General features: G+C 64.1%; 14 protein-coding genes and 2 tRNA genes. 11 read left to right on the top strand and 5 right to left on the bottom strand.

The genetic code is table 11. The features are described from left to right. The first annotated feature begins 45 nt into the window (after window positions 1-45). Window positions 46-1,449 carry a sensor histidine kinase gene (locus O9Z63_RS09350; protein ID WP_270129052.1) on the top strand — a complete coding sequence of 468 codons (1,404 nt, stop codon included), beginning with the start codon at window positions 46-48 and terminating at the stop codon, window positions 1,447-1,449. A 4-nt stretch (window positions 1,450-1,453) separates the two neighbouring features. On the opposite strand, the gene O9Z63_RS09355 is transcribed toward O9Z63_RS09350, so the two are convergent. Continuing rightward, window positions 1,454-2,323, bottom strand: a complete 870-nt coding sequence (locus O9Z63_RS09355; RefSeq protein ID WP_270129054.1) for a diacylglycerol/lipid kinase family protein — start codon at window positions 2,321-2,323, stop codon at window positions 1,454-1,456. Window positions 2,324-2,617: 294 nt separating this feature from the next. Continuing rightward, entirely contained in the window at window positions 2,618-3,625 is a 1,008-nt protein-coding gene (gene gap, locus O9Z63_RS09360) for a type I glyceraldehyde-3-phosphate dehydrogenase (RefSeq protein ID WP_270129055.1), read from the bottom strand. Window positions 3,626-3,876: 251 nt separating this feature from the next. On the opposite strand from gap, the gene O9Z63_RS09365 reads away from it, so the two are divergent. The 5 genes from O9Z63_RS09365 to O9Z63_RS09385 all read left to right on the top strand — a co-directional run bounded on the left by O9Z63_RS09365 (window position 3,877) and on the right by O9Z63_RS09385 (window position 8,332). Beyond that, window positions 3,877-3,948, top strand: a tRNA-Glu gene (locus O9Z63_RS09365). An 84-nt stretch (window positions 3,949-4,032) separates the two neighbouring features. Next, window positions 4,033-4,626, top strand: coding sequence for a Crp/Fnr family transcriptional regulator (locus tag O9Z63_RS09370; RefSeq protein ID WP_270129056.1), 594 nt, complete (start codon window positions 4,033-4,035; stop codon window positions 4,624-4,626). 70 nt (window positions 4,627-4,696) lie between these two features. Further along, window positions 4,697-5,113 carry a DUF4260 domain-containing protein gene (locus tag O9Z63_RS09375; RefSeq protein WP_270129058.1) on the top strand — a complete coding sequence of 139 codons (417 nt, stop codon included), beginning with the start codon at window positions 4,697-4,699 and terminating at the stop codon, window positions 5,111-5,113. A 77-nt stretch (window positions 5,114-5,190) separates the two neighbouring features. Then, complete coding sequence (locus O9Z63_RS09380; RefSeq protein WP_270129059.1) at window positions 5,191-7,365, top strand: bifunctional alpha,alpha-trehalose-phosphate synthase (UDP-forming)/trehalose-phosphatase; 2,175 nt, start codon at window positions 5,191-5,193, stop codon at window positions 7,363-7,365. 250 nt (window positions 7,366-7,615) lie between these two features. After that, entirely contained in the window at window positions 7,616-8,332 is a 717-nt protein-coding gene (locus O9Z63_RS09385) for a M48 family metallopeptidase (protein WP_270129060.1), read from the top strand. A 77-nt stretch (window positions 8,333-8,409) separates the two neighbouring features. Here the strand turns inward: O9Z63_RS09385 and O9Z63_RS09390 are convergent, their stop codons facing one another. Beyond that, complete coding sequence (locus tag O9Z63_RS09390) at window positions 8,410-10,197, bottom strand: glycoside hydrolase family 15 protein (RefSeq protein WP_270129252.1); 1,788 nt, start codon at window positions 10,195-10,197, stop codon at window positions 8,410-8,412. A gap of 248 nt (window positions 10,198-10,445) precedes the next feature. On the opposite strand from O9Z63_RS09390, the gene O9Z63_RS09395 reads away from it, so the two are divergent. Further along, window positions 10,446-11,147, top strand: a complete 702-nt coding sequence (locus tag O9Z63_RS09395; RefSeq protein WP_270129061.1) for a TVP38/TMEM64 family protein — start codon at window positions 10,446-10,448, stop codon at window positions 11,145-11,147. 78 nt (window positions 11,148-11,225) lie between these two features. Next, window positions 11,226-11,297 (top strand) — tRNA-Glu (locus O9Z63_RS09400). A gap of 139 nt (window positions 11,298-11,436) precedes the next feature. Here the strand turns inward: O9Z63_RS09400 and O9Z63_RS09405 are convergent. Further along, window positions 11,437-12,363: an alpha/beta fold hydrolase gene (locus tag O9Z63_RS09405; protein ID WP_270129063.1), complete on the bottom strand. Its 927-nt coding sequence runs from the start codon at window positions 12,361-12,363 to the stop codon at window positions 11,437-11,439. Between the two features lie 333 nt (window positions 12,364-12,696). Between O9Z63_RS09405 and O9Z63_RS09410 the strand changes: the two genes are divergently transcribed. Beyond that, a complete protein-coding gene (locus O9Z63_RS09410) occupies window positions 12,697-14,868 on the top strand; it encodes a hypothetical protein (protein ID WP_270129064.1) in 2,172 nt (723 codons plus the stop codon). A 150-nt stretch (window positions 14,869-15,018) separates the two neighbouring features. On the opposite strand, the gene O9Z63_RS09415 is transcribed toward O9Z63_RS09410, so the two are convergent. Next, a complete protein-coding gene (locus tag O9Z63_RS09415; protein WP_270129065.1) occupies window positions 15,019-16,560 on the bottom strand; it encodes a PAS domain-containing sensor histidine kinase in 1,542 nt (513 codons plus the stop codon). A 220-nt stretch (window positions 16,561-16,780) separates the two neighbouring features. Here O9Z63_RS09415 and O9Z63_RS09420 point away from each other — a divergent pair, with 220 nt between their 5' ends. Next, window positions 16,781-18,469 (top strand): MFS transporter, encoded by a 1,689-nt coding sequence (locus tag O9Z63_RS09420; protein WP_270129066.1) that lies wholly within the window; start codon window positions 16,781-16,783, stop codon window positions 18,467-18,469. A gap of 96 nt (window positions 18,470-18,565) precedes the next feature. Then, window positions 18,566-20,356 (top strand): ABC transporter ATP-binding protein, encoded by a 1,791-nt coding sequence (locus O9Z63_RS09425; protein WP_270129068.1) that lies wholly within the window; start codon window positions 18,566-18,568, stop codon window positions 20,354-20,356. Window positions 20,357-20,393: the final 37 nt, after the last annotated feature.

The following is a 20,393-nucleotide window of genomic DNA, read 5'->3' on the forward strand; positions in this document are numbered from 1 at the left end:
AGTTCGGCACTTCTGCCCATGATGGCGGCTCTTCTACTTGACTTAGTGAACATTGCTATTCAGTCTGACGCCGTGAATGCCAGCCTTATCGTTACCGTATTGATGGCCCTGCTGGCCGTGCGGGCGTTGCGGCGCTTCCTCGACCTGCCCACGCGCGTGCCGCACCTGAACCTGCTGCTGGGCTGGATTTGGGTGCCGGGCGCGGCGCTGCTGGTGTTCGGGCTGCTGCTCCACATCCCCGACGGGCAAGCCGATAAGCTCTATTCCGCCTTCGTGTATGCGGTGCTGACTGCCACCCTGCTGCGCACCTACTACTACCGGCCGGCGCGCACGCTGCTGCTGGCCCTGGCCCCGTTGCTGCTGCTTTCCGCCGCCGAGCAGCTGCTGGCCATGCTCAGCACTGGTTGGGCGAAAAGCTACTCTAACCTGCTGGAATCGGCGCACGGCTTTGCCATTATCTGGCTTATCACGTTCATCATCATTGCCCGCAACCAGAAAAAGCGCCTGGAGCAGGAGCGCCTGCTGCATGAAGAGGAAGAGAAGGCGCGCCGGCTGGTAGAAGCCCAGAACGCCGAGCTGGAGCGGCTGGTAGCCGAGCGCACCGCCACGCTCCGGCAGCAGACCGAGGAGCTGCAACAGGCCCTCACCGACCTCAAAAACACCCAGGCCCAGCTGATTCAGAGCGAGAAAATGGCCTCGCTGGGCGAGCTGACGGCCGGCATTGCCCACGAAATTCAGAACCCGCTCAACTTCGTCACTAACTTCGCCGATGTCAGTGCCGAGCTGGTGCAGGAGCTGGAGGCCGAGCAGCGCAACCCCATTCGAAACCCCGAGCTGGAGCCCCTGCTGCTACAGGATCTGCGCCAGAATCTGGAGAAAATCAACCACCACGGCCACCGGGCCGCCAGCATCGTGCGGGGCATGCTGGAGCACTCCCGCGCCCAAAGCACCGAGCGCCAGCCCATCGACCTCAACACCCTGGCCGACGAATACCTGCGCCTGGCCTACCACGGCCTGCGCGCCAAAGACAAGACCTTCAACGCCTCCCTCCTGACCGAGCTGGACCCCGCCATCGGGCCGGTGGAGGCCGTGGGCCAGGACCTGGGCCGGGTGCTGCTCAACCTGTTCACCAACGCCTTCTACGCCGTGCAGAAGCGCCAGCTGCGGCAGCCCGTGGGCTTCGAGCCAACCGTGCGCGTGTGCACCCGGCGCCTACCCACCGGCGCCGTGCAAATCTGCGTGCACGACAACGGCGACGGAATCCCGGAGGCCGTGCGCCAGAAGGTGTTCCAGCCGTTTTTCACCACCAAGCCCACCGGCGAAGGCACCGGCCTGGGCCTCTCGCTCAGCTATGACATCATCACCAACGGCCACAACGGCACCCTCACGTTTGACACCGAGGAAGGCCAGGGTACCGAGTTTGTGGTGACACTGCCGGGCGCCGCCTGAAACGCTACACGGCCACTTCCAGTGCCAACGGATGCAGCAGCACCTCAAAGTCGGTGGCATCCTCCACGTAGTCGCCATCCACGTGGAAGCCCAGCGGCGTGGCCGACTGCACCCGCACCTGCTGCGTGGTGTGGTACACCGCCCCGCCCGAGGTGGCCAGCGTGCCCAGCGCCAAACCCAGCCCCACCCGCACCGCCCGCGGCAACGACAGCCCGTCGATCAAACACACGTCCAGCAACCCGTCCTGAATGTTGGCGCGGGGCGCGATGTAGGCGTTGTTGCCGTATTGGGCCGCGTTGGCGAAGGCCAGCACGTAGCAATGCGTGTCGAACAGCTCGTGGCCCTGCAGCGTCACCTGCACGGGCACGGGGCGGTAGCGCCGGTACTCACGCAAAGCCACTTTCACATAGGTGCTCAGGCCGCGGGTGCCGGCCCGTGCAAACATCTTGCTCACGTGGGCATCAAACCCCAGCCCGGCCGTGCAGAAAAAGGGCCGCCCGTTAATTTCGCCGGCGTCGATGCGCTGGAAGGTGGGCTGGCAGACGCGGCGCACGGCTCCCGGCAAGTCCAGCGGAATGTGCAGGTGGCGCGCCAGCCCATTGCCGGAACCGCGCGGCACAATGCCCAGCGCCGCCGCCGTGCCCAGCAGGCCGCGGGCCACTTCGTTCACGGTGCCGTCGCCACCCACGGCCACCACCACCCGGCACCCCGCCGCGGCCGCCTGCCGGGCCAGCTGCTCGGCGTGGCCGGCGTAGGCTGTGGGCTGAATCTCGAACTCGGCCCCGGCGGCCGTGGCGTAGCGCGTAAGCAAAGCCGGCACATCCTCGGTGCGGTTGGTGCCGGAAGTCGGGTTCAGGATAAAGCAGATGCGCACGGGCGAGTAGCTGAGTAGTGGAGTAACTGCGTAGCGGAGTATGATATGGCTTGCCCGGTAAAGGTAGTTGGCATTCCGCACAGCTTGTCAGCGGCCCGATTATCTGCCGTGGCTTTCCGGCCACTGTGGGTTCCTTTGGCCCCGCTACTCTCATCTATTGACAGCCCGGGAAGCTCCGAAAACCAAGTACGCCCCCTACTCAGCTACTCCCTTACTCAGTTCCTCGTTCTGCTTCGGCAACAAAAAAAGGGCTCCATTGCTGGAGCCCTTTTTTTGTTGCCGAAGCAGAACAGCTTAGCCGTTCATTTTCTCGCCCAGCTTCTGGATGAGGTCGGCGGTGCGGGTGGAGTAGCCGGTTTCGTTGTCGTACCAGCCTACCACTTTCACCAGCGTACCGTTGGCCGAGGTCAGCTCCGAGTCGAAGATGCACGAGTGCGGGTTGCCCACGATGTCGATGCTCACCAGCGGATCGGTGCTGTATTCCAGGATGCCTTTCAGCGGACCCTCAGCGGCAGCCTTCACGGCCGCGTTGATTTCCTCCTTAGTCACCTCGCGCTTCAGAATCACGGTGAGGTCCGTGGTCGAACCGTCCGGAATAGGCACGCGCATGGCAATACCGTCGAGTTTGCCCTTCAGCTGGGGCAACACCAGGCCTACGGCTTTGGCGGCACCGGTGCTGGTGGGGATGATGCTGTAGGCAGCAGCGCGGGCGCGGCGCAGATCTTTGTGCGGCGCGTCTTGCAGGTTCTGGTCGGAGGTGTAGGCGTGCACCGTGGTGATATAGCCTTTCTCGATGCCGAACGCATCATCCAGCACCTTAGCCATCGGGGCCAGGCAGTTGGTGGTGCACGAAGCGTTGGAGAGGATGGTTTCCTCGCCGGTCAGGATGTCTTCGTTCACGCCCAGCACTACCGTCGGGATGTTGCCGGTAGCGGGAGCCGAAATAACCACCTTCTTGGCACCAGCGGTGAGGTGCTGGCCAGCGCCGGCTTCGTCAACGAAGCGGCCGGTGCTTTCCAGTACCACGTCCACGCCCATCTCGCCCCAGGGCAGCAGCTTGGGGTCGCGCTCGGCCAGAGCAGCAATGTGCTTGCCGTTTACGGTCAGGCTATTCTCGTCGTAGGCCACGGTGCCGTTGAAGCGGCCGTGTACGGAGTCAAATTTGAGCAGGTGCGCCAGCGTCTTGTTATCGGTCAGGTCGTTGATGGCCACGACTTCCACGTTGTCGCGCTCGAGCAGCGCTTTGAACGTCAGGCGGCCAATCCGGCCGAAACCGTTGATGGCAACTTTGATTTTAGCCATAGTTGTATGGGGAATGGGGAGTGTATCGGCCCGAGAGGGGCCGGTGAAAACGCGCAGCGAAGGTAACGGGCTCCGGGTACTTCGCCAAATCGGGCGCCTTCTACAGACTGGCGCCGGTTTTTTGAAAAAATTTACCCCTGACAATCAGGCGGTTTTCCCTGCTGAGGTAAAAATTTTATTACCCACCCCCTTGCCTGCTGGCAGGCGGCTCCTATCTTTGCACCACCAAAACGGAAAACGCCGTTTGAAATGGTCCGTTCGTCTAGGGGTTAGGACAGTAGATTTTCATTCTACCAACAGGGGTTCGATTCCCCTACGGACTACAAAAACACCCGCTCTGATTCACTTCAGGGCGGGTGTTTTGCTTTTCGGGCCACTGAAGGCGGGCGGCGGCGTATCTTGCCGGCATGCATCCGCTCCGCGCCTACATTCACCGCTTTGTGCCACTCACCGATGCCGAGTGGGAGCCGCTGGCCGCCACTCTGGTAACGCGACACTTGCGGCGCCGGCAGGATTTTTCCACGCAGGGCGCGGTATCTTCTGAACTGGCACTGGTGCTGTCCGGGGCATGCCGCTTGTACTATACCCGCCTCAACGGCGAGGAGCGCACTACGTATTTCTTCTTCGAAAACCATCTGATGGGCAGCTACCAGAGCTGCCTCACGGGCCAGCCCAGCCAGTTCAGTATCCAAGCCCTGGTGCCTACCGAGCTGGTGGCGCTGCCCTACGCTGTATTGCGGAGCCTCTATGATAAGTTTCCGGTGTACGAGCGGTTTGGCCGGCTGCTGGCTGAATACCATTTGCTGGGTACCGACGCCCGGCTGGCCGAGCTGCTGCTGCTCAGCCCCGAGGAGCGCTACCGAGCGCTGCTACGCAGCCACAAAACCAAGATTCCGGCCCGCATTCCGCAGCAGTACATTGCTTCCTATCTGGGCGTAACGCCGGTTTCGCTGAGCCGCATCCGGGCGCGAGTGCTGGCCGAGGATGGGCGCGTTTCTTAGCGTTTGTTAAGGATTTTTGGCGGGCAAGTGGCAGACCTTTGGCAGGTTGTTTCATTTCACTATCTGCCTGATGAAAACCCTGCTCAAACTCGAAGAACTGGCCGAATTGCTGGCCGCTACCGTTGTATTCGCTCACCTGCCCTACGCTTGGTGGTGGCTGCCGGCCCTGTTCCTGGTGCCCGACCTAAGTATGCTGGGCTACTTAGCCGGGCCGCGCGCCGGCGCCTTCTGCTACAACCTTGCGCACAATAAAGCCGTGGCGCTGGCCGTATGCGCGGCTGGCTGGTGGGTGGCGCAGCCGCTCTTGCTGCTGGCCGGCACCGTGCTACTGTTTCACGCCGCCTTCGACCGGCTGCTGGGCTACGGCCTGAAATACGGTACCAGCTTCCACGACACGCACTTAGGTCGCACCAGGCACGCAGGCACCGGCTCCCAGCCGCACACCGGTTCGGCGACAACCGGCCATCCGGTAGTAGCGGCGCAGTAAGAAAACTGAGCAGAAAAAATAATGGCTGAGCGCCGTCTTCTCCCGTAAACCTAGGGGTTCACCATTCCACACGGCCCATGTCCCGTATCCTTATTGTCTCGAACCGCCTGCCCACGAAAATCCTGCGGACTGAAGAAAGCCTCACGTTTCAGCCCAGCGAAGGCGGGCTGGCTACCGGCCTCGGCTCCATCTATCAGCAGGACGACAACGTGTGGGTGGGCTGGCCGGGGCTGTATGTGGAGGATGCCGCCGAAGAAGCCTACGTCTGCGAGCAGCTGGCCCAGAACAGCATGGTACCGGTGTTTCTCACCGAAACCGAAATCCGCGACTTTTACGAGGGCTTCAGCAACTCCACGCTCTGGCCTACTTTCCACTACTTCACGCAGTACGCCACCTACGAGCAAAGCCATTGGGAGGCCTACGTGGCCGTGAACGAGAAATTCTGCCGCGCCGTGCTGGAGCTGGCCGGCCCCGACGACACCATCTGGATCCACGACTACCAGCTGCTGCTGCTGCCGGCCCTGCTGCGCCAGGCCCGTCCCGACTGCACCATCGGCTTCTTCCTGCACATTCCGTTTCCATCGTACGAGCTGATTCGGGTGCTGCCGTGGCGCCGGGAGCTGCTGCAGGGCATGCTGGGCGCCGACCTGATCGGCTTCCACACCTTCGGGTATATGCGCCACTTCCTGAGCGCCGTGTCGCAGCTGCTGGGCATGTCGTCGCAGAACGGGCAGATTGAAACCGGCACCCGTACGGTGCTGGTGGATGCCTTCCCGATGGGCATCGACTACGAGCGGTTTGTGGCGGCGGCAGCGTCGGAGGCAGCCATTCGGCACGAGGCCAACTACCGCGAGGCCCTGCGCGACGTGCGCGTGATTCTGAGCATCGACCGCCTCGACTATTCCAAAGGCATTGCCCAGCGGCTGCGGGCCTTCGAGCTACTGCTGCAGCGCTACCCCGAGTGGCGCGAGCAGGCCAGCCTGCTGATGATAGTGGTGCCCTCCCGCGACCAAGTGGCCCAGTATGCCAGCCTGAAAGAGGAAATCGACGAGCTGGTGGGCCGCATCAACTCGCGGTACCGCACCATCTCCTGGACCCCGATTCACTACTTCTACCGCTCCTTCCCGCTGGAAGAGCTGGCTTCCTTCTACCGCCTGGCTGAAGTGGCGCTGGTGACGCCCATGCGCGACGGTATGAACCTGGTAGCCAAGGAATTCGTGGCCAGCAAAGCCGACCAGCGCGGCGTGCTGATTCTGAGCGAGCGGGCCGGGGCGGCCCGGGAGCTGTCGGATGCCCTCATCATCAACCCCACCGACACCGGCCAGCTAGCTGAGGCCATGCACGACGCGCTGGTGATGCCGGAGGAAGAGCAGATTCAGCGCATGAGCGCCATGCAGGCCCTGGTGCGCCAGTACAACGTCTTTGCCTGGACCCAGCTGTTTATGGATCGGCTGGCCTACACCAAGATCAAGCAGCACACGCTGGCCACCGAAACCCTCACGCCCACGGCCACGGCGAAGCTGCTCAGCGAGTACCACGCGGCCCCCTCGCGCCTGCTGCTGCTCGACTACGACGGTACGCTGGCCCCCTTCCATCCCGACCCACAACGCGCCCGCCCCGACCAGGAGCTGCTGCTGCTGCTCAAGGCCCTGGCCGACGTGCCGCAGAACCGGGTGGTGGTCATCAGTGGCCGCGACCGAACCACACTGCAAACCTGGCTGGGCCATCTGCCCATCGACTTCATTGCCGAGCATGGCGTGTGGCTGCGGCCGGCCGGCGAGGACTGGCAGCTGTTCCAAACCCTCAGCAACGACTGGAAACCCGAAATCCGCTCGATTCTGGCGCTGTACGTGGCCCGCACGGCCGGCTCGTTTATCGAAGACAAGGAATACTCGCTGGTGTGGCACTACCGCCGCGCCGATGCCGAGCTGGGGGCCGTACGTGCCCGCGACCTGCTCAACCACCTCACCTTCATGACCTCCAACGGCGACCTGCAGGTGATGGAAGGCAACAAGGTCATCGAAATCAAGACGGCCGGCATCCACAAGGGCTCGGCCGCCGCCCGCTGGCTGGCCACCTACCAGCCCGCTTTCACGCTGGTCATCGGCGACGACCGCACCGACGAGGACACGTTTCGGGCCATGCCGCCCGAAGCCTACACCGTGAAAGTAGGCACCGCCTCCCGCTCGTTGGCCCGCTACCACGTATCCGGTACCCCCGACGTGCGCCGCCTGCTGCGGCAACTGTTGTAGTAGCGCGAACTTTGTAGTTCGCGTCCCCGCACCGTAAAAACGCAATCGTCCGAGCGGCGCGGGGGCGCGAACTACAAAGTTCGCGCCCCCACCAAGCCCCGGCGGAGCGCCACCTTGCCCAAGCGGCCAGGGTGGCGCTCCGCCGGGGCTTATTATTGCCCGCGCTTGTAGCTTTGCTGCCAATAGTTCGCCCCCGGCACTGGAAAACCTGTTACCCCTTACCTGTCACTTGGCCCCTATCACCTCAAACTTGCTGCTGATTGACGACCTCCCGGTGGAAGTCGTGCGCAAGAATATCCGGACGCTGCGCCTGAGCGTGCACATGCCCGACGGGCGGGTGCGGGTAGCCGCGCCGCTGCGCACACCCGATGCCACCATTCGGGAGCTAGTGCTGGCCCGCCGAGCCTGGATTGAGAAGCACCAGACCCGCTTTGCGGCACGCGAGGTGGCGCCGGCCCTCACCTACGTTTCGGGCGAGCTGCATGCGTACCAGGGCCAAGCGTACGTGCTGCAGGTACAGGAAGCGGAGGGCGCGCCGAAAGTAGCGCTGCTGCCCAACGCCGAGCCCCCTACCCTGACGCTGCACATCCGGGCCGGCAGCACCGTGGAGCAGCGCCGCAAGGCGCTGGATGGCTGGTACCGGCAGCAGCTCCGCCAGCAGCTACCGGCGCTGCTGGCTGCCTGGCAGCCCGTGGTGGGGGCGCAGGCCAGCAGCTGGGGCATCAAGCAGATGAAGACCCGCTGGGGCACCTGCAACATTCAGGCGCGCCGCATCTGGCTGAATTTGGAGCTGATCAAGCGGCCCCTGCCCTGCCTGGAATACGTAGTGGTGCACGAGCTGACCCACCTGCACGAGCGGTACCACAACGCCCGCTTCTGGGGCCTGATGGACCAGTTCATGCCCGACTGGCGCCAGCACAAAGCCGAGCTCAACCGCGTGCACCTACGCGCCGCCGACGCCGACTAAAAGACACCGAGCAAACGTAAAATGACCGGCTTTTCTAAGCGAGAAGCTGGCCATTTTACGTTTATCGACAACTGTTACTACACGAAAGTCGGGCGGTCCAGCTTTTTGGAGATGCGGTAGGCGGCATTCACAAGGCCCACATGGCTGTAGGCCTGCGGGAAGTTGCCCCACTGCGAGCCGGTTTTGGCGTCCACGTCCTCTGAGAGCAAACCCAGGTGGTTGGTGTAGGTGATGAGCTTTTCGAACTCGCGCACGGCATCGTCGAGGCGGCCGACGCAGGCCAGCGTCTCGACATACCAGAAGGAGCAGATCAGGAACGTGGTTTCGGGCGTGCCGAAATCGTCGGGGTGGCGGTAGCGGTAGAACAGGCCTTCGGGCGTCATCAGCTCTTTTTCCAGGGCCTGCAGGTGGCGGTGGGCGCGCTCGGTGGTCGGGTCGAGGTAGCCCATCATGATCAGCTGCAGGGTGCTGGCGTCGAGGTGGGGCGAGCCGATGGCGTTGGCGTAGGCCTGGTGCTCCTCGCTGAAGCACTGCTCAATCCGCTCTTCGGCGGCGTGCATCAGGCGGGTGGCCAGGGCCTCCATTTCGGGGTTCTGGAGCGCCTGGGCCACCTTGCGGGCGGCGTGGCTGCCGGCCCAGTGGAACAGGTAGGTGTAGCAGTGATACTGCGCAATGTGGCGAAACTCCCACAGGCCAGCGTCGGGCTGGTCCATGGTCTTCTCGATCATGCGCAGCGTGTCGAACACCAGCTTTTCGGGGCTGTTGCGCTCTGGGCTCAGGAAGCGAGCATCTACATAAAGCGGCAGCAAGGCCACCAGAATCTGGCCGTACACGTCGTTCTGGATGTGCGTGAAGGCGTCGTTGCCAATGCGCACGGGCTGGTTGCCGAGGTAGCCGGCCAGCGGCAGCTCGTGCTCGGTCAGCTCCGAAGCGCCGCTGATGCCGTAGAGCGGCTGGTACTTGTCGCCGCTGACCTTGCTGGTGATGTTGGCGATGTAGTGGAAATACCGCTCCATTTCCTCGAAATGCCCGATGTTGTTGAAGGCCGTGAGCGTGTAGAACGTGTCACGCATCCAGCAGTAGCGGTAGTCCCAGTTGCGGGTGCTGCCGGGCGCTTCGGGCAGGCTGGTGGTGCTGGCCGCAATGATGGCGCCCGTGTCCTCGTACTGGTGCACCTTCAAAGCCAGCGCCGACCGAATCACGGCCTGCTGGTGGAAGTTGCTGATGGTGGTGCTTTTCACCCACTGGCGCCAGTAGTCGGTGGTGGCGCGCAGGAACCGCTCGGCGGTGCTGCCCAGCGCGGCTTCCAGCGGCGCGCCGTAGGTGAGCACCAGGTAGCGGGTTTCGCTGAGCACGAAGTCCTCGCCGTCGGTGATGTAGGTGAGCGGAATGTCGGTGGTGAGGCGGATTTCCTCTTCCAGACCCAGGTAGGCAATGTGGTTGGAGCTGCGGCGGCGCGTGAGGCGGGTTTCGCCGTAGTTGCCCACCGGGTTGCAGGTGACGCGGATGCGGGGCGTGCCGGCCAGCGGCTCCAGCTTCCGGATCAGCATCAGCGGCTTGTAGTAGCGCTCATACTGCGGAAAGCGCGGCGCGAAGTCCGTGACGCGGTAGCGCCCGTCCTCACTCTCGATTTCGGTGCACAGCACGTTGGTGTTCTGCTCGTAGTACTGGTGCGACTCGAACCGGCCGGGCGCGGCCGGTTTCACGCTGAACTCGCCGCCCTTCTGGCCGTCGAGCAGGTCGCCGAACACAAAGCTGCTGTCGAACCGGGGCCAGCACATCCAGGCCACCGAAGTATCCTTGCGGATGAGAGCCAGGAAGGCGCAGTTGCCGATCAGGCCCATGTCGTAGGTATGTTTGATCATGCTGGTTTTCAGTTGCTGGTTGTTGGTTTCGGAGCCCTGCGGCGGGCCGGCGGGCCCTGCCCCCGGCCGTGGCCGGCCTGTGGTAGTACCCCACATGGGCGGCCGGGGTTGTCCTGGCCATAGCTGCCGGAGTTGCGTACAGGCATCCTGTGGCCGGGAGTTGGCGGGCCGGTCTAGCCCCGTTTCTGCTAACCGTCGCCGCTTCCTGCCCGCCTTCAGCCGCCTGATCAACTGCCTGTTACCTGCATATGCCTGAGTCTTCTGCGCCGCGCCGCGGCACCCACTGGCCGCTCTATCTTTCGTTGAGTTTCCTGGCAGCCCTGGTGGCCGCCTATTTTTTCTGGCCGGCTTTTCAGGAAGTAGCCCAAGAAGGATTTCGGGTGCTGAAAAGCGGCGAGCAACGCCAGATTGCCGACTGGATGGCCCAGTTCGGCAACTGGGGCCCGGTGGTGCTGGTGGGGCTGATGGTGGTGCAGATGTTTTTGTTTGTGGTGAACGTGGTGGCCCTGATTCTGGTAGCCATTCTGGCGTACGGGCCATGGTGGGGCTCGCTGCTGGCGCTGGCGGGCGTGGTGGCCGCCTCCACGGTTGGCTACGGCCTGGGCCGCGCCCTCGGCGAATCGTTTGTGAGCCGCCTGCTGGGCCGCTCCACCGAGAAAAAGGTTATCGACATCGTGCACCGCTACGGCGTGTGGGCCATCGTCATTGCCCGCCTCTCCCCGGCCCTTTCCGACGACGCCATCAGCTTTGTGGCGGGGGTGGCGCGCATGGGATACTGGAAATTTATGGCCGCTACCGTGGCCGGCGTAGTGCCGCTGATTGCCCTGCTGGCCTACCTCGGCGAAGAAAGCAACCGCCTGAAAACCGGACTGCTATGGGTGTCTGGGGTGAGCCTGCTGCTGTTCGGTGGGTACGTGTGGTGGGACCGGCGCCGACAAAAATCTCACTAAATCATTGCCTGGGACTTGCAGGATACATTTTTAGTGCCTTATCTTTGCATCACCAAAACGGAAAACGCCGTTTGAAATGGTCCGTTCGTCTAGGGGTTAGGACAGTAGATTTTCATTCTACCAACAGGGGTTCGATTCCCCTACGGACTACAAAAACACCCGCTCTGATTCACTTCAGGGCGGGTGTTTTGCTTTTTGCGGTATTGCTATTGGCCGAAACAATCAGGGCCGGCCTCCCATCGGAAGGCCGGCCCTGATTTATTTCGGAGGCCATGAAACCCCGAGCCGGCTACCTGCGGCGCGAAGCCAGCAGCCAAACGCCACCGGCCAGCAGCGCCAGAATACCGCCTACTACGGCGGCGGTGGGCACTTTGGGCTGCGAGGGCTGCAACTGCCGCTGGTCGGCCGCAAACGCCTCAGGCAGGCCGTGGCCGCTGGTGGCGGCCAGAATGAGCCGGGTGGCTTCTTCGGGCTGGTCCCATTGCGGAAAGTGGCCGCAGTTGTCGAACCAGTACAGGCGGGCATCCGGGAACTTGGCCAGCGCCAGCTTGGCCTGGCTGGGCAGGCACACCCGGTCCTGCCGGCCCCAGCCAATCACCAGCGGCTCCGAGATGCTGCCTTTGGGCGCGGCCTGCTGCTTTTCGCCGTGGGCCAGCCGGTCGAGCAGTTCGTCGAATACGGGCGTGTTGGCGAAGGTGCGCATCTCCTCCTGGGCCTGCCGGGCATCCACGGCCCAGGGCCGGGCCGAAAACTGGGGCAGCAGCAGCGTCCGGCCCACAACTGAGCCGGCCAAGGCGGGCATTACCGGCTGCAGCGCCTTCACCAGCTTCACAGAAACCGACACGGAGTGATAGAAAAACGGAATTTCCCAGCCCTGCCAGAAGCCGCCGGGGTCCAGCGACACCACCGCCCCTACCACACCGCCGCGCCGGGCCAGCTCCAGCACGAGGCGGGCCCCCATGGAGCTGCCCACGGCATCAATCCCGAGCAGGTTGTGCTGGGTGAGGAAGGACGTGAGGGCGTCGGCGAAGGTGCGGATGGAGTTTTCGCCGGCAAGCGGGGGCGTTTCGCCGTGGCCGGGCAGGTCGACGGCCACGACGTCGCGCTCGGCGGCCAGGGCATCGATGACGGTGTTCCAGGAGCGCCAGCTCCCCCCAATACCGTGCACCAGCAGCAGCGGCCGGCCGGCTCCGCGCCGGATGTAATTCAGATCCATAAAAAAAACGAAAACAGATAAGAGCCCAAAGCAGCCGGCGCAGAAAATGGCCCGGCCGCCGGGCCTTCTTTGGGTTTACTGCAGATTCCACTATTTGTTCGGAACGCGGCGCCAGTCAACGGCCGCACCGTGCGCCGCACAGGGCAGGGCCGGCCGAGGCAGCAGCCTCGCCAGCCGCCACACCCCGAAATCAGGCAACTTTTCCTATTCGGTTCGGGGTGCGGGGGCTTACCTTTGCGGGCTTACGGGCAGCCGGCCATTGCCGGCGGCCCCGCTGATTGCTCATCTCTTTTACGCCGACCACCCGTGCGCCTTTCTCCGGGATTCCGCCTCTTGCGCCACCTAGCGCTGCTGTTGCTGCTGCTGTTCACCCCTTTTGCAGCGGCCGTGGCGCAAAGCGGCGCCGCCGAGCCGGGCCTACTCGTGCGCGACCTGGCACTGCGCACCGATACCACCCGCTACCTGCTCAGCCGTCACACGGTGCTGGTGCAGAACGAGCCCAGCCTGTATTTCTACTACCGCCAGGAAGACGAAACCGCCGAGCTGGAGGTGTACCCCGCCGGCCGCGGCAGCCGCCCGCTGCGGCTGGTGCGCTCCGCCGATTTTCTGCTGCTCGACTCGCTGACGGCCGCTACCGGTCCTGCCGGCCCCTACTACCGCGCCAAAGTGCGGTTCAAGGAGCTGACGGCGGCGCGGTTTCTGCGCCTCACGTTCTCGCAGGCCGCCGACTCGGTGGGCGCTCCGGTGCGCACCCAGACCGTGAGCTTGCTGCCCGTGACGCGCACCACGCTGGAGCTGCGGGCCGCCGACCAGGAGCTGTTTGTGGGCGAGGAAAAGGTGTTCGAGCTGAGCTCCAACAACCTCAAGAACATCCGCACCACCGCCGACTGGACCAAGGGGCGCGACATCGACTACCGCATTACGCAGGAGCAGGGCGGGCTGCGGCTGCACGTGCTGCCTAACGCCACCGGCACCCGCCTGCTCACGGTGCAGCCCCAGACCGAGCGGCCCTTCCTCACCGACAACAACCGCCGCGTGAGCTACGCGCTGCCGCCCATCCGGCAGGAATTCACGGTGAAGGCCTCGCGGCTACGCTTTCTGAGCGTCGATAAAAAGGAAATTACGCTCGACGAGGTGTCGCGGCGCAAGGGTGTGGAGCTGATTCTCGACAACGGCCGCACGTTTGACCTGAAGCGCACCTACCGCATTGAGGAGCAGGAAGAAGCCGGTGGCTCGCTGGTGGCCGAGCTGTTTACGCGCCAGTACCTCACCAACGACCGGGTGCTGTGCTGGCTGCGCGTCTACAACACCCACCGCCAGACCGACAGCTACCTCTACATCAAGGAAAACGACCAGGCCAAGTACATCACCAATTTCAACATCTCGCCCAAAACCACCATCACGGCCGTGAGCGTGCGGCACCGCGGCGGCGACTGGACCAGCAGCCCCAACGTGAACCCGGGCGAGACGGTGGACGTGCGCCTGGAAGGCGAGTCGCTGGCGCGGGCGCGCTTCCACTTCGAGGACGTGCAGGTGATTCCGTCGGACTCCAGCGTGCGCTCCGACGCGGCCGTGGTGTACCGCGTGCAGGTGCCGGTCACCATCGACAAAAAGCGCATCACCATCTTCAACGCCGGGCAGGCCACGGGCTACAGTTTGGCCGTGCGCGAGTTTCAGCGCCCCCACCCGCTGGATTTCGTGAGCGTGACCTTCGGCGAAGCGCCGCGGCCCGTCACGCGCCTCAACGGCCCGGTGCTGTATGACCGTACGGTGAGCGACGTGGTGTTTGGCTTCAACAGCGGCGGCATCGACTCCGACAAGCAGCTGTTTGGCAAGCAGTACCTGATTTTCGACATCCGGACCCAGAACGCCAAGGGCGAGCTGATTGAGCTGCGCACCGTGGATAACGTGGTGGTGTGCCCCGACGACAACTCGGTGCGGGCCGCCTTCTACCAGGACAAGCAGTGCCAGGTGGGCAACATCAGCCTCAACAGTTTGCTGGGCGCACGCAAAACCTACGCCCTCGACGATTGGAGCACCATCATTGTGACGGTGCGCCACAACCCGGCCCAGTACCAGGAGGCGGGCTTTTCGCAGAAGCTGGAGCTGGTGCTGCAGCGCCGCGTGAAGTTCGACATCGACATCAGCTTCCCAGCCGGTTTGCTCACCAAGCAGCTCAACGCCAAAAGCGGCGAAAGCAACAACTACACGGCCTTCAGCGGCATCAGCCTGGCTACGCTGGCGCAGTTCAGCTTCTACCACCCCACCAAAATCAACAAGCTGCGGCCCTATAAGGTGGGCGCCGGCTTCGTGGCCCTGAACGCCTTCAACCTTAACCCCAACAGCACCGCCGGCCGCGACTTGGGCATTGTGGTGCTGGGCTCCGTCTACCCCACCCGCTCCGACGCCAAGCTCACGTTCCCGCTCTACCTGGGCGGCGGCTACCTCGTGAGTACCGGCCGCCTATTCTTCCTCTTCGGCCCCGGCATTGGGGTGAGGCTGTAGGAACGTCATTCCGAGCGAAGCGGAGCGTAGTCGAGGAATCTCGCTAGTGTAGTAATTACCATTACAATGTCAGCACGCGAGATTCCTCGGCTGCGGCTCCGCACACTGGCTTGATGCGCCACATGCCCGGAATGACGTTCTACCATAATTCTACCGCACGGGCAGCTCGATGCTGATGATGGTGCCCTGGCCGGGGCGGGAAGCAATGTTGAGGGTGCCGCCCAGCAAGCCTACCCGGCTCCGGATACCGGGCAGCCCGATGCCGGGCAGCGCGTCGGGCAGAGGCTCGGGGTTGAAGCCGTGGCCGTTGTCTTCCACCGAAATAGAGAGCTGGTCGGCTTCGCGCACCACGTGAATAAAGGCCTCCTGCGCGCTGGCGTGCTTGATGATGTTGTTGAACAGCTCCTGCACCATGCGGTACACGGCCACCTCCAGCAGCTTCGGCAGCGACGCTTCCAGCCCCGAAACGTGCAGCGAGGCCTTCAGGCTGGCCTGCGGAATACGCCGGATCAGCTCACCCAGAGCGTATTCCAGCCCGAAGTCCTCCAGAATCCCGGGGGTCAGCTCGAAGGAGATGGTGCGCGTCATCCGGATGGCGTCTTCGAGCAGGGTCAGGCTCTTGTCGCGGTTGGCGTCGGTGGAGCGCTGCAGATGCAGCTTGGTGGCGTAGAGCAGCTGGCCCACGCCGTTGTGCAGGGCCTCGGCAATGCGCTTGCGCTCGGCTTCCTGAGTGGTGAGAATGGCCGACAGCACCTCCTGCTGCCGGGTCAGATGCAGGCGCGTGGTTTCTTCCTGCATCCGGTTGCGCTCCGTAATGTCGCGGACCACCACCAGCACCCCCGTAATGGCGGCCGGGGCTTCGCTGCGCAGCGGCACCATGTAGGCGTCGTACTGCCCGGGGTGGTTGACGTAGGGCACGTTCGCCCGCAGATTGCGGGTGCCGGTTTCCAGCACCTGCCGGAAAGCAGCGCGCCCGGTCTGGTCGCCGAAGTGCGGAAAAAGCTCGAAAAGGCTTTGCCCCAGCACCTGGGCTTCTGTTAGGCCGGAGTAGCGCTCGGCTTCGCGGTTCCAGGCCGTGATGACGCCTTCCCGGTCGAGGGCCACCACCACATCCACACTGTTATCGAGCAGACTCTTGGTGAACTCCTTTTCCACCCGCAGCTGCTCGCGCGCCGCCCGCTGCCCGGTGATGTCGCGCCACACCACATAGACCAGCTGCTCGCCGCTCACGTTGATGTTGGTCAGCACGATTTCCAGCCACATAGCCTGCCCCCGCAGGTTGTAGCGGTACCACTCGAAGCGGTGCGTGCCCTGGTCGCGCAGCGTCTGGTAGTGGCGCCGGATGGCCTCCGCCGACTGTTCGCCATCAGGCTGAAAATCGGGCACCAGGTACGTGACGGGCTTGTGCAGCAGCTGCTCCTTGGCGGTGGCGCCCACCATCCGCAGGGCCGCTTCGTTGCAGTCCACGATGTGCAGGTCGTGCACCAGCAGCACGGCGTCGGCGCTTTGCTCGAACAGGCGCCGGAACCGGGTTTCGCTGGCCGGCGGCGGCAGGGCAGCCACCTGCTGCTCCAGCTCGGCCTGCCGCGCCAGCAGCGCCTGCACCTGCTGCTCCAGCTCGGTTACGCGCCGGGCGTCCGGCGCCGGCAGGCGGGACGGGGCGGACTGGTCGGGGTCGGAAAGCTGGCTCATGGGTATCAGGGAGCAAAAAGCTGGAAGCAGCCGCCGGGCAGCGGCCGTTGGGCAAACCAGCGTTGTGGTCGTTGGCCGCTGGTCTTTGAGGGAGGAACCGCACGCGAAGTACGGCCCGCAGGCCCGAACTATCAACGCCGGGCGGCACCGGCTTGTTGGGCGAAGTTTACGCCTGCCTGGCCGCAATTACGTAGTAGGCTGGTCTACCGCTTCCGTTCGTATGCCTGCCTCCGCTCCGCCGCTCCTGCCCGCCGCCTCTTCGCCGTTTACACCGCTGCGCATCCCTATTTTCCGGATGCTCTGGATTGCGTCGTTTGTGAGCAACATCGGCACCTGGATGCAGAACGTGGGCGCCGTGGGGCTGATGACGCAGCTCACGCCCTCGCCGGTGCTGGTGGCCCTGCTCCAGACGGCCTCGGCGCTGCCCGTGTTTCTGCTGAGTCTGCCCGCCGGCGCCCTCGCCGACCTCGTGGACCGGCGCAAGATGCTGCTCACCACCCAGACCTGGATGGCCACGGTGGCGCTACTGCTGGCGGCCATCACGCTGCTGGGCTTCAACAATCCGTGGTTGCTGCTGCTGCTCACGTTTCTGCTGGGGCTGGGCGGCGCCCTCAACAACCCGGTGTGGCAAACCGTAACGCCCGAGCTGGTGCCACGCGCTGAGCTGCCCCAGGCCATTGCCCTCAACAGCGTCAGCTTCAATCTGGCTCGCGCTTTTGGGCCGGCGCTGGGCGGGCTCGTGATTGGGTACTTCTCGGCGGGGGCGGCGTTTCTGCTGAATGGGCTGTCGTTTCTGGCCACCATCTACATGGTGTACAGCTGGAAGCGGGCGCCGCAGGCTACCTCTGCGCTGGCCACCGAGCGGGTGGTGGCCGCCATCCGGGGCGGGGTGCGCTACGCCCGGTTCTCGCCGCCGGTGCAGCACATTCTGGTGCGGGGCGTGAGCTTCACGTTTGGGGCCAGCGCCCTGCTGGCCCTGATGCCGGCCGTGGTGATCCGGCAGCTGCAGCTGCCCACTTCGTTCTACTCCATTCTGCTCTCGTGCATGGGCGCCGGGGCGGTGCTGGGGGCGCTGCTGCTGCCGCGCCTCAACCAGCGCCTCAGTATCGACTGGCGCGTGACGCTGGCTACGGCCGCCTTTGCGCTAGGGCTACTGGGCTTGGCTTATTCGGGCAGCAAGCCGCTGCTGATGGCGCTGCTGGTGCTGGTGGGGCTGGCCTGGATGCTGGTGCTCAACTCGTTCAGCGTGGGCGTGCAGACGGTGGTGCCGCGCTGGGTGCAGGCCCGCACCATCAGCCTGTATTTGCTTACCATTCAGGGCGGTATGGCGTTGGGTAGCGTGGTGTGGGGCGCGGTGGCCAGCCGCTGGGGGCTGCCGGCGGCATTGGCCGGGGCCGCCAGCTGGCTTACGCTCAGCACGTTGCTGGGCCTGCGCTTCTCGCTCTACAACGCGCCCGAAACCCTCGACCACACGCCCGCCCGCCCCCGTCCCGAGCCGCAGCTGGCAGAGGCCCCCGTCCCCACCGCCGGCCCGGTCATCATCACCACCACCTACCACGTCGCGCCCGAAAACCGCCCCACCTTCACCTACCTGATGGACCAGCTGGCCGACATCCGGCGGCGCGAAGGGGCCATCGGCTGGGGCCTGTACGTGGACCTGGCCGAGCCCACGCGCCTGGTGGAATACTTCATGACCGAGTCGTGGGAGGAACACGCCCAGCAGCACGAGCGGGGCGTAAGCCGCGACGAGGCAGCGCTGAAAGCCCAGCTCCGGGAGTTGCACCAGGGGCCCGAGCCGCCGGCAGTGGCGCACCTGCTGGCGCAGACGTACACCGCTGCCACGCCGCCCCCGGTGATGGTACCCGGCAGCACCCGCCTGGTAGCCAGCACCGCCGGCGAGGCCACGTAACCGCGCGGCCGAAGCCCGGGAAATGTGACCTTTGCCCGAACTGAACATTTCGCCGGTCTCAGTGCTTATGTTCGTTCTCTCTCCTCACACTGCCTCATGCAATTACTCTACCGCTACCTGCGCCACTACTGGGGCCTGCTGGCCCTGGCTCTGCTGTTAGCCGCCATCAACCAGATATTTTCCCTGCTCGACCCTTTCATTCTGGGGCAGATTATCGACCGGTACGTATCGCCGGCCCTGAAAATCACCCAGCGCCCCACGTTTTGGGCGTTTGTTTCGGGTGGGGCCGGGCTGCTGATTCTCAAGGCCCTGGGCGTAGCCATGGTGTCGCGCATCGCCAAAAACTTCCAGGACTACTACACCAACGTCATCACCCAGCGGCTGGGCGCTGAGCTGTACTCCGACGGCCTGCGCCACTCGCTGGAGCTTCCCTACCAGGTGTTTGAGGATCAGCGCTCGGGCGAAACGCTGGGCAAGCTCCAGAAGGTGCGTACCGACGTGGAGAAGCTGATTCAGAGCTTCATCAACATCCTATTCATCTCGTTGGTAGGTATCATTTTCGTGACGTGGTACGCCCTGAGCGTGTACTGGCCCATTGCCTTGGTGTACTTCCTCACCATTCCGCTGCTGGGCGCGCTGAGCTTTTTCCTGAGCAAGCGCATCAAGGTGATTCAGAAAACCATTGTGGCCGAAACCACGGCGCTGGCCGGCTCCACCACCGAGAGTTTGCGCAACATTGAGCTGATCAAGAGCCTGGGGCTGGCCCAGCAGGAAACCCAGCGCCTGAACGCCACCACCGGCAAAATTCTGAAGCTGGAGCTGAAAAAGGTGCGCTACCTCCGCTCCCTCTCGTTTGTGCAGGGCACGTTTGTGAACCTGATGCGCAACGTGATTCTGCTGATGCTGGTGTTTCTGGTGGTGCAGGGCGTGATTCAGCCGGGCAAGTTCATCACGTTCTTCTTCTACTCCTTCGCCATTTTCGGGCCATTGCAGGAAATGGGCACCCTCATCAACATCTACCGCGAAACCGAGGCCTCGCTGGCCAACTACCAGCAAATCCTCGACACGCCCAAGGAAGTCAAGCCGGCCCACCCCAAAACCATCGACCAGATCGAAACCCTGGCCTTCGACAACGTGCACTTTCAGCACCTGACGGCCAGCGCCCCCGCCCTCGACGGCATCAGCTTCCAGACCAAGCTGGGCGAAACCATTGCCTTCGTGGGCCCCTCGGGCTCGGGCAAAACCACGCTCGTGAAGCTGCTGGTGGGCCTCTACCCGCCCGCCCAGGGCCGGATTCTCTACAACGGCATCCCCGGCCCTGAGCTGGACCTGGACACCCTGCGCGAGCAAATCGGCTTCGTGACCCAGGACACCCAGCTGTTTGCCGGCACCATCCGCGAAAACCTGCGCTTCGTGGCCCCCAATGCTACCGACGAGCAGTGCCTGCACGCCATGCACCAGGCCGCCGCCGACACCCTGCTGGCCCGCGCCCCGCTGGGCCTGGATACGGTGATTGGCGAAGGCGGCGTGAAGGTTTCGGGCGGCGAAAAGCAGCGCCTGAGCATCGCCCGGGCGTTGTTGCGCCGCCCCACCCTGCTGGTATTCGATGAAGCTACCTCGGCCCTTGACTCACTTACGGAAGAGGAAATCAGCCAGACTGTACGCGAGCTGTCGGGCTCGCGCCAGCACATCACCATCCTCATTGCCCACCGCCTGAGCACCATCCTGCACGCCGACCGCATCTTCGTGCTGGAGCGCGGCCACGTAGCCGAAGCCGGCCGCCACGAGGAGTTGCTGGAGCAGCGCGGCCTCTACTACGCCATGTGGCGCCAGCAGATCGGCGAGCGGCCCCAGGCCTCCATCCGCCCCCAGCGCCAGCCGGCGTAAGGCAGTAGCGCGTTTCGGAAAAACGCACTAAAACCGG

Origin of the sequence: Hymenobacter yonginensis, from assembly GCF_027625995.1 — a bacterium.
In the GTDB taxonomy this organism is placed as follows: Bacteria; Bacteroidota; Bacteroidia; order Cytophagales; family Hymenobacteraceae; genus Hymenobacter; species Hymenobacter yonginensis.

Excerpts from the sequence above, each read along its gene's own strand:
- gap (WP_270129055.1), bottom strand. The coding sequence starts at position 3,625 with ATGGCTAAAATCAAAGTTGCCATCAACGGTTTCGGCCGGATTGGCCGC.
- O9Z63_RS09370 (WP_270129056.1), top strand. The coding sequence starts at position 4,033 with ATGCATCCGCTCCGCGCCTACATTCACCGCTTTGTGCCACTCACCGAT.
- O9Z63_RS09375 (WP_270129058.1), top strand. The coding sequence starts at position 4,697 with ATGAAAACCCTGCTCAAACTCGAAGAACTGGCCGAATTGCTGGCCGCT.
- O9Z63_RS09380 (WP_270129059.1), top strand. The coding sequence starts at position 5,191 with ATGTCCCGTATCCTTATTGTCTCGAACCGCCTGCCCACGAAAATCCTG.
- O9Z63_RS09390 (WP_270129252.1), bottom strand. The coding sequence starts at position 10,197 with ATGATCAAACATACCTACGACATGGGCCTGATCGGCAACTGCGCCTTC.
- O9Z63_RS09395 (WP_270129061.1), top strand. The coding sequence starts at position 10,446 with ATGCCTGAGTCTTCTGCGCCGCGCCGCGGCACCCACTGGCCGCTCTAT.
- O9Z63_RS09405 (WP_270129063.1), bottom strand. The coding sequence starts at position 12,363 with ATGGATCTGAATTACATCCGGCGCGGAGCCGGCCGGCCGCTGCTGCTG.
- O9Z63_RS09415 (WP_270129065.1), bottom strand. The coding sequence starts at position 16,560 with ATGAGCCAGCTTTCCGACCCCGACCAGTCCGCCCCGTCCCGCCTGCCG.
- O9Z63_RS09420 (WP_270129066.1), top strand. The coding sequence starts at position 16,781 with ATGCCTGCCTCCGCTCCGCCGCTCCTGCCCGCCGCCTCTTCGCCGTTT.
- O9Z63_RS09425 (WP_270129068.1), top strand. The coding sequence starts at position 18,566 with ATGCAATTACTCTACCGCTACCTGCGCCACTACTGGGGCCTGCTGGCC.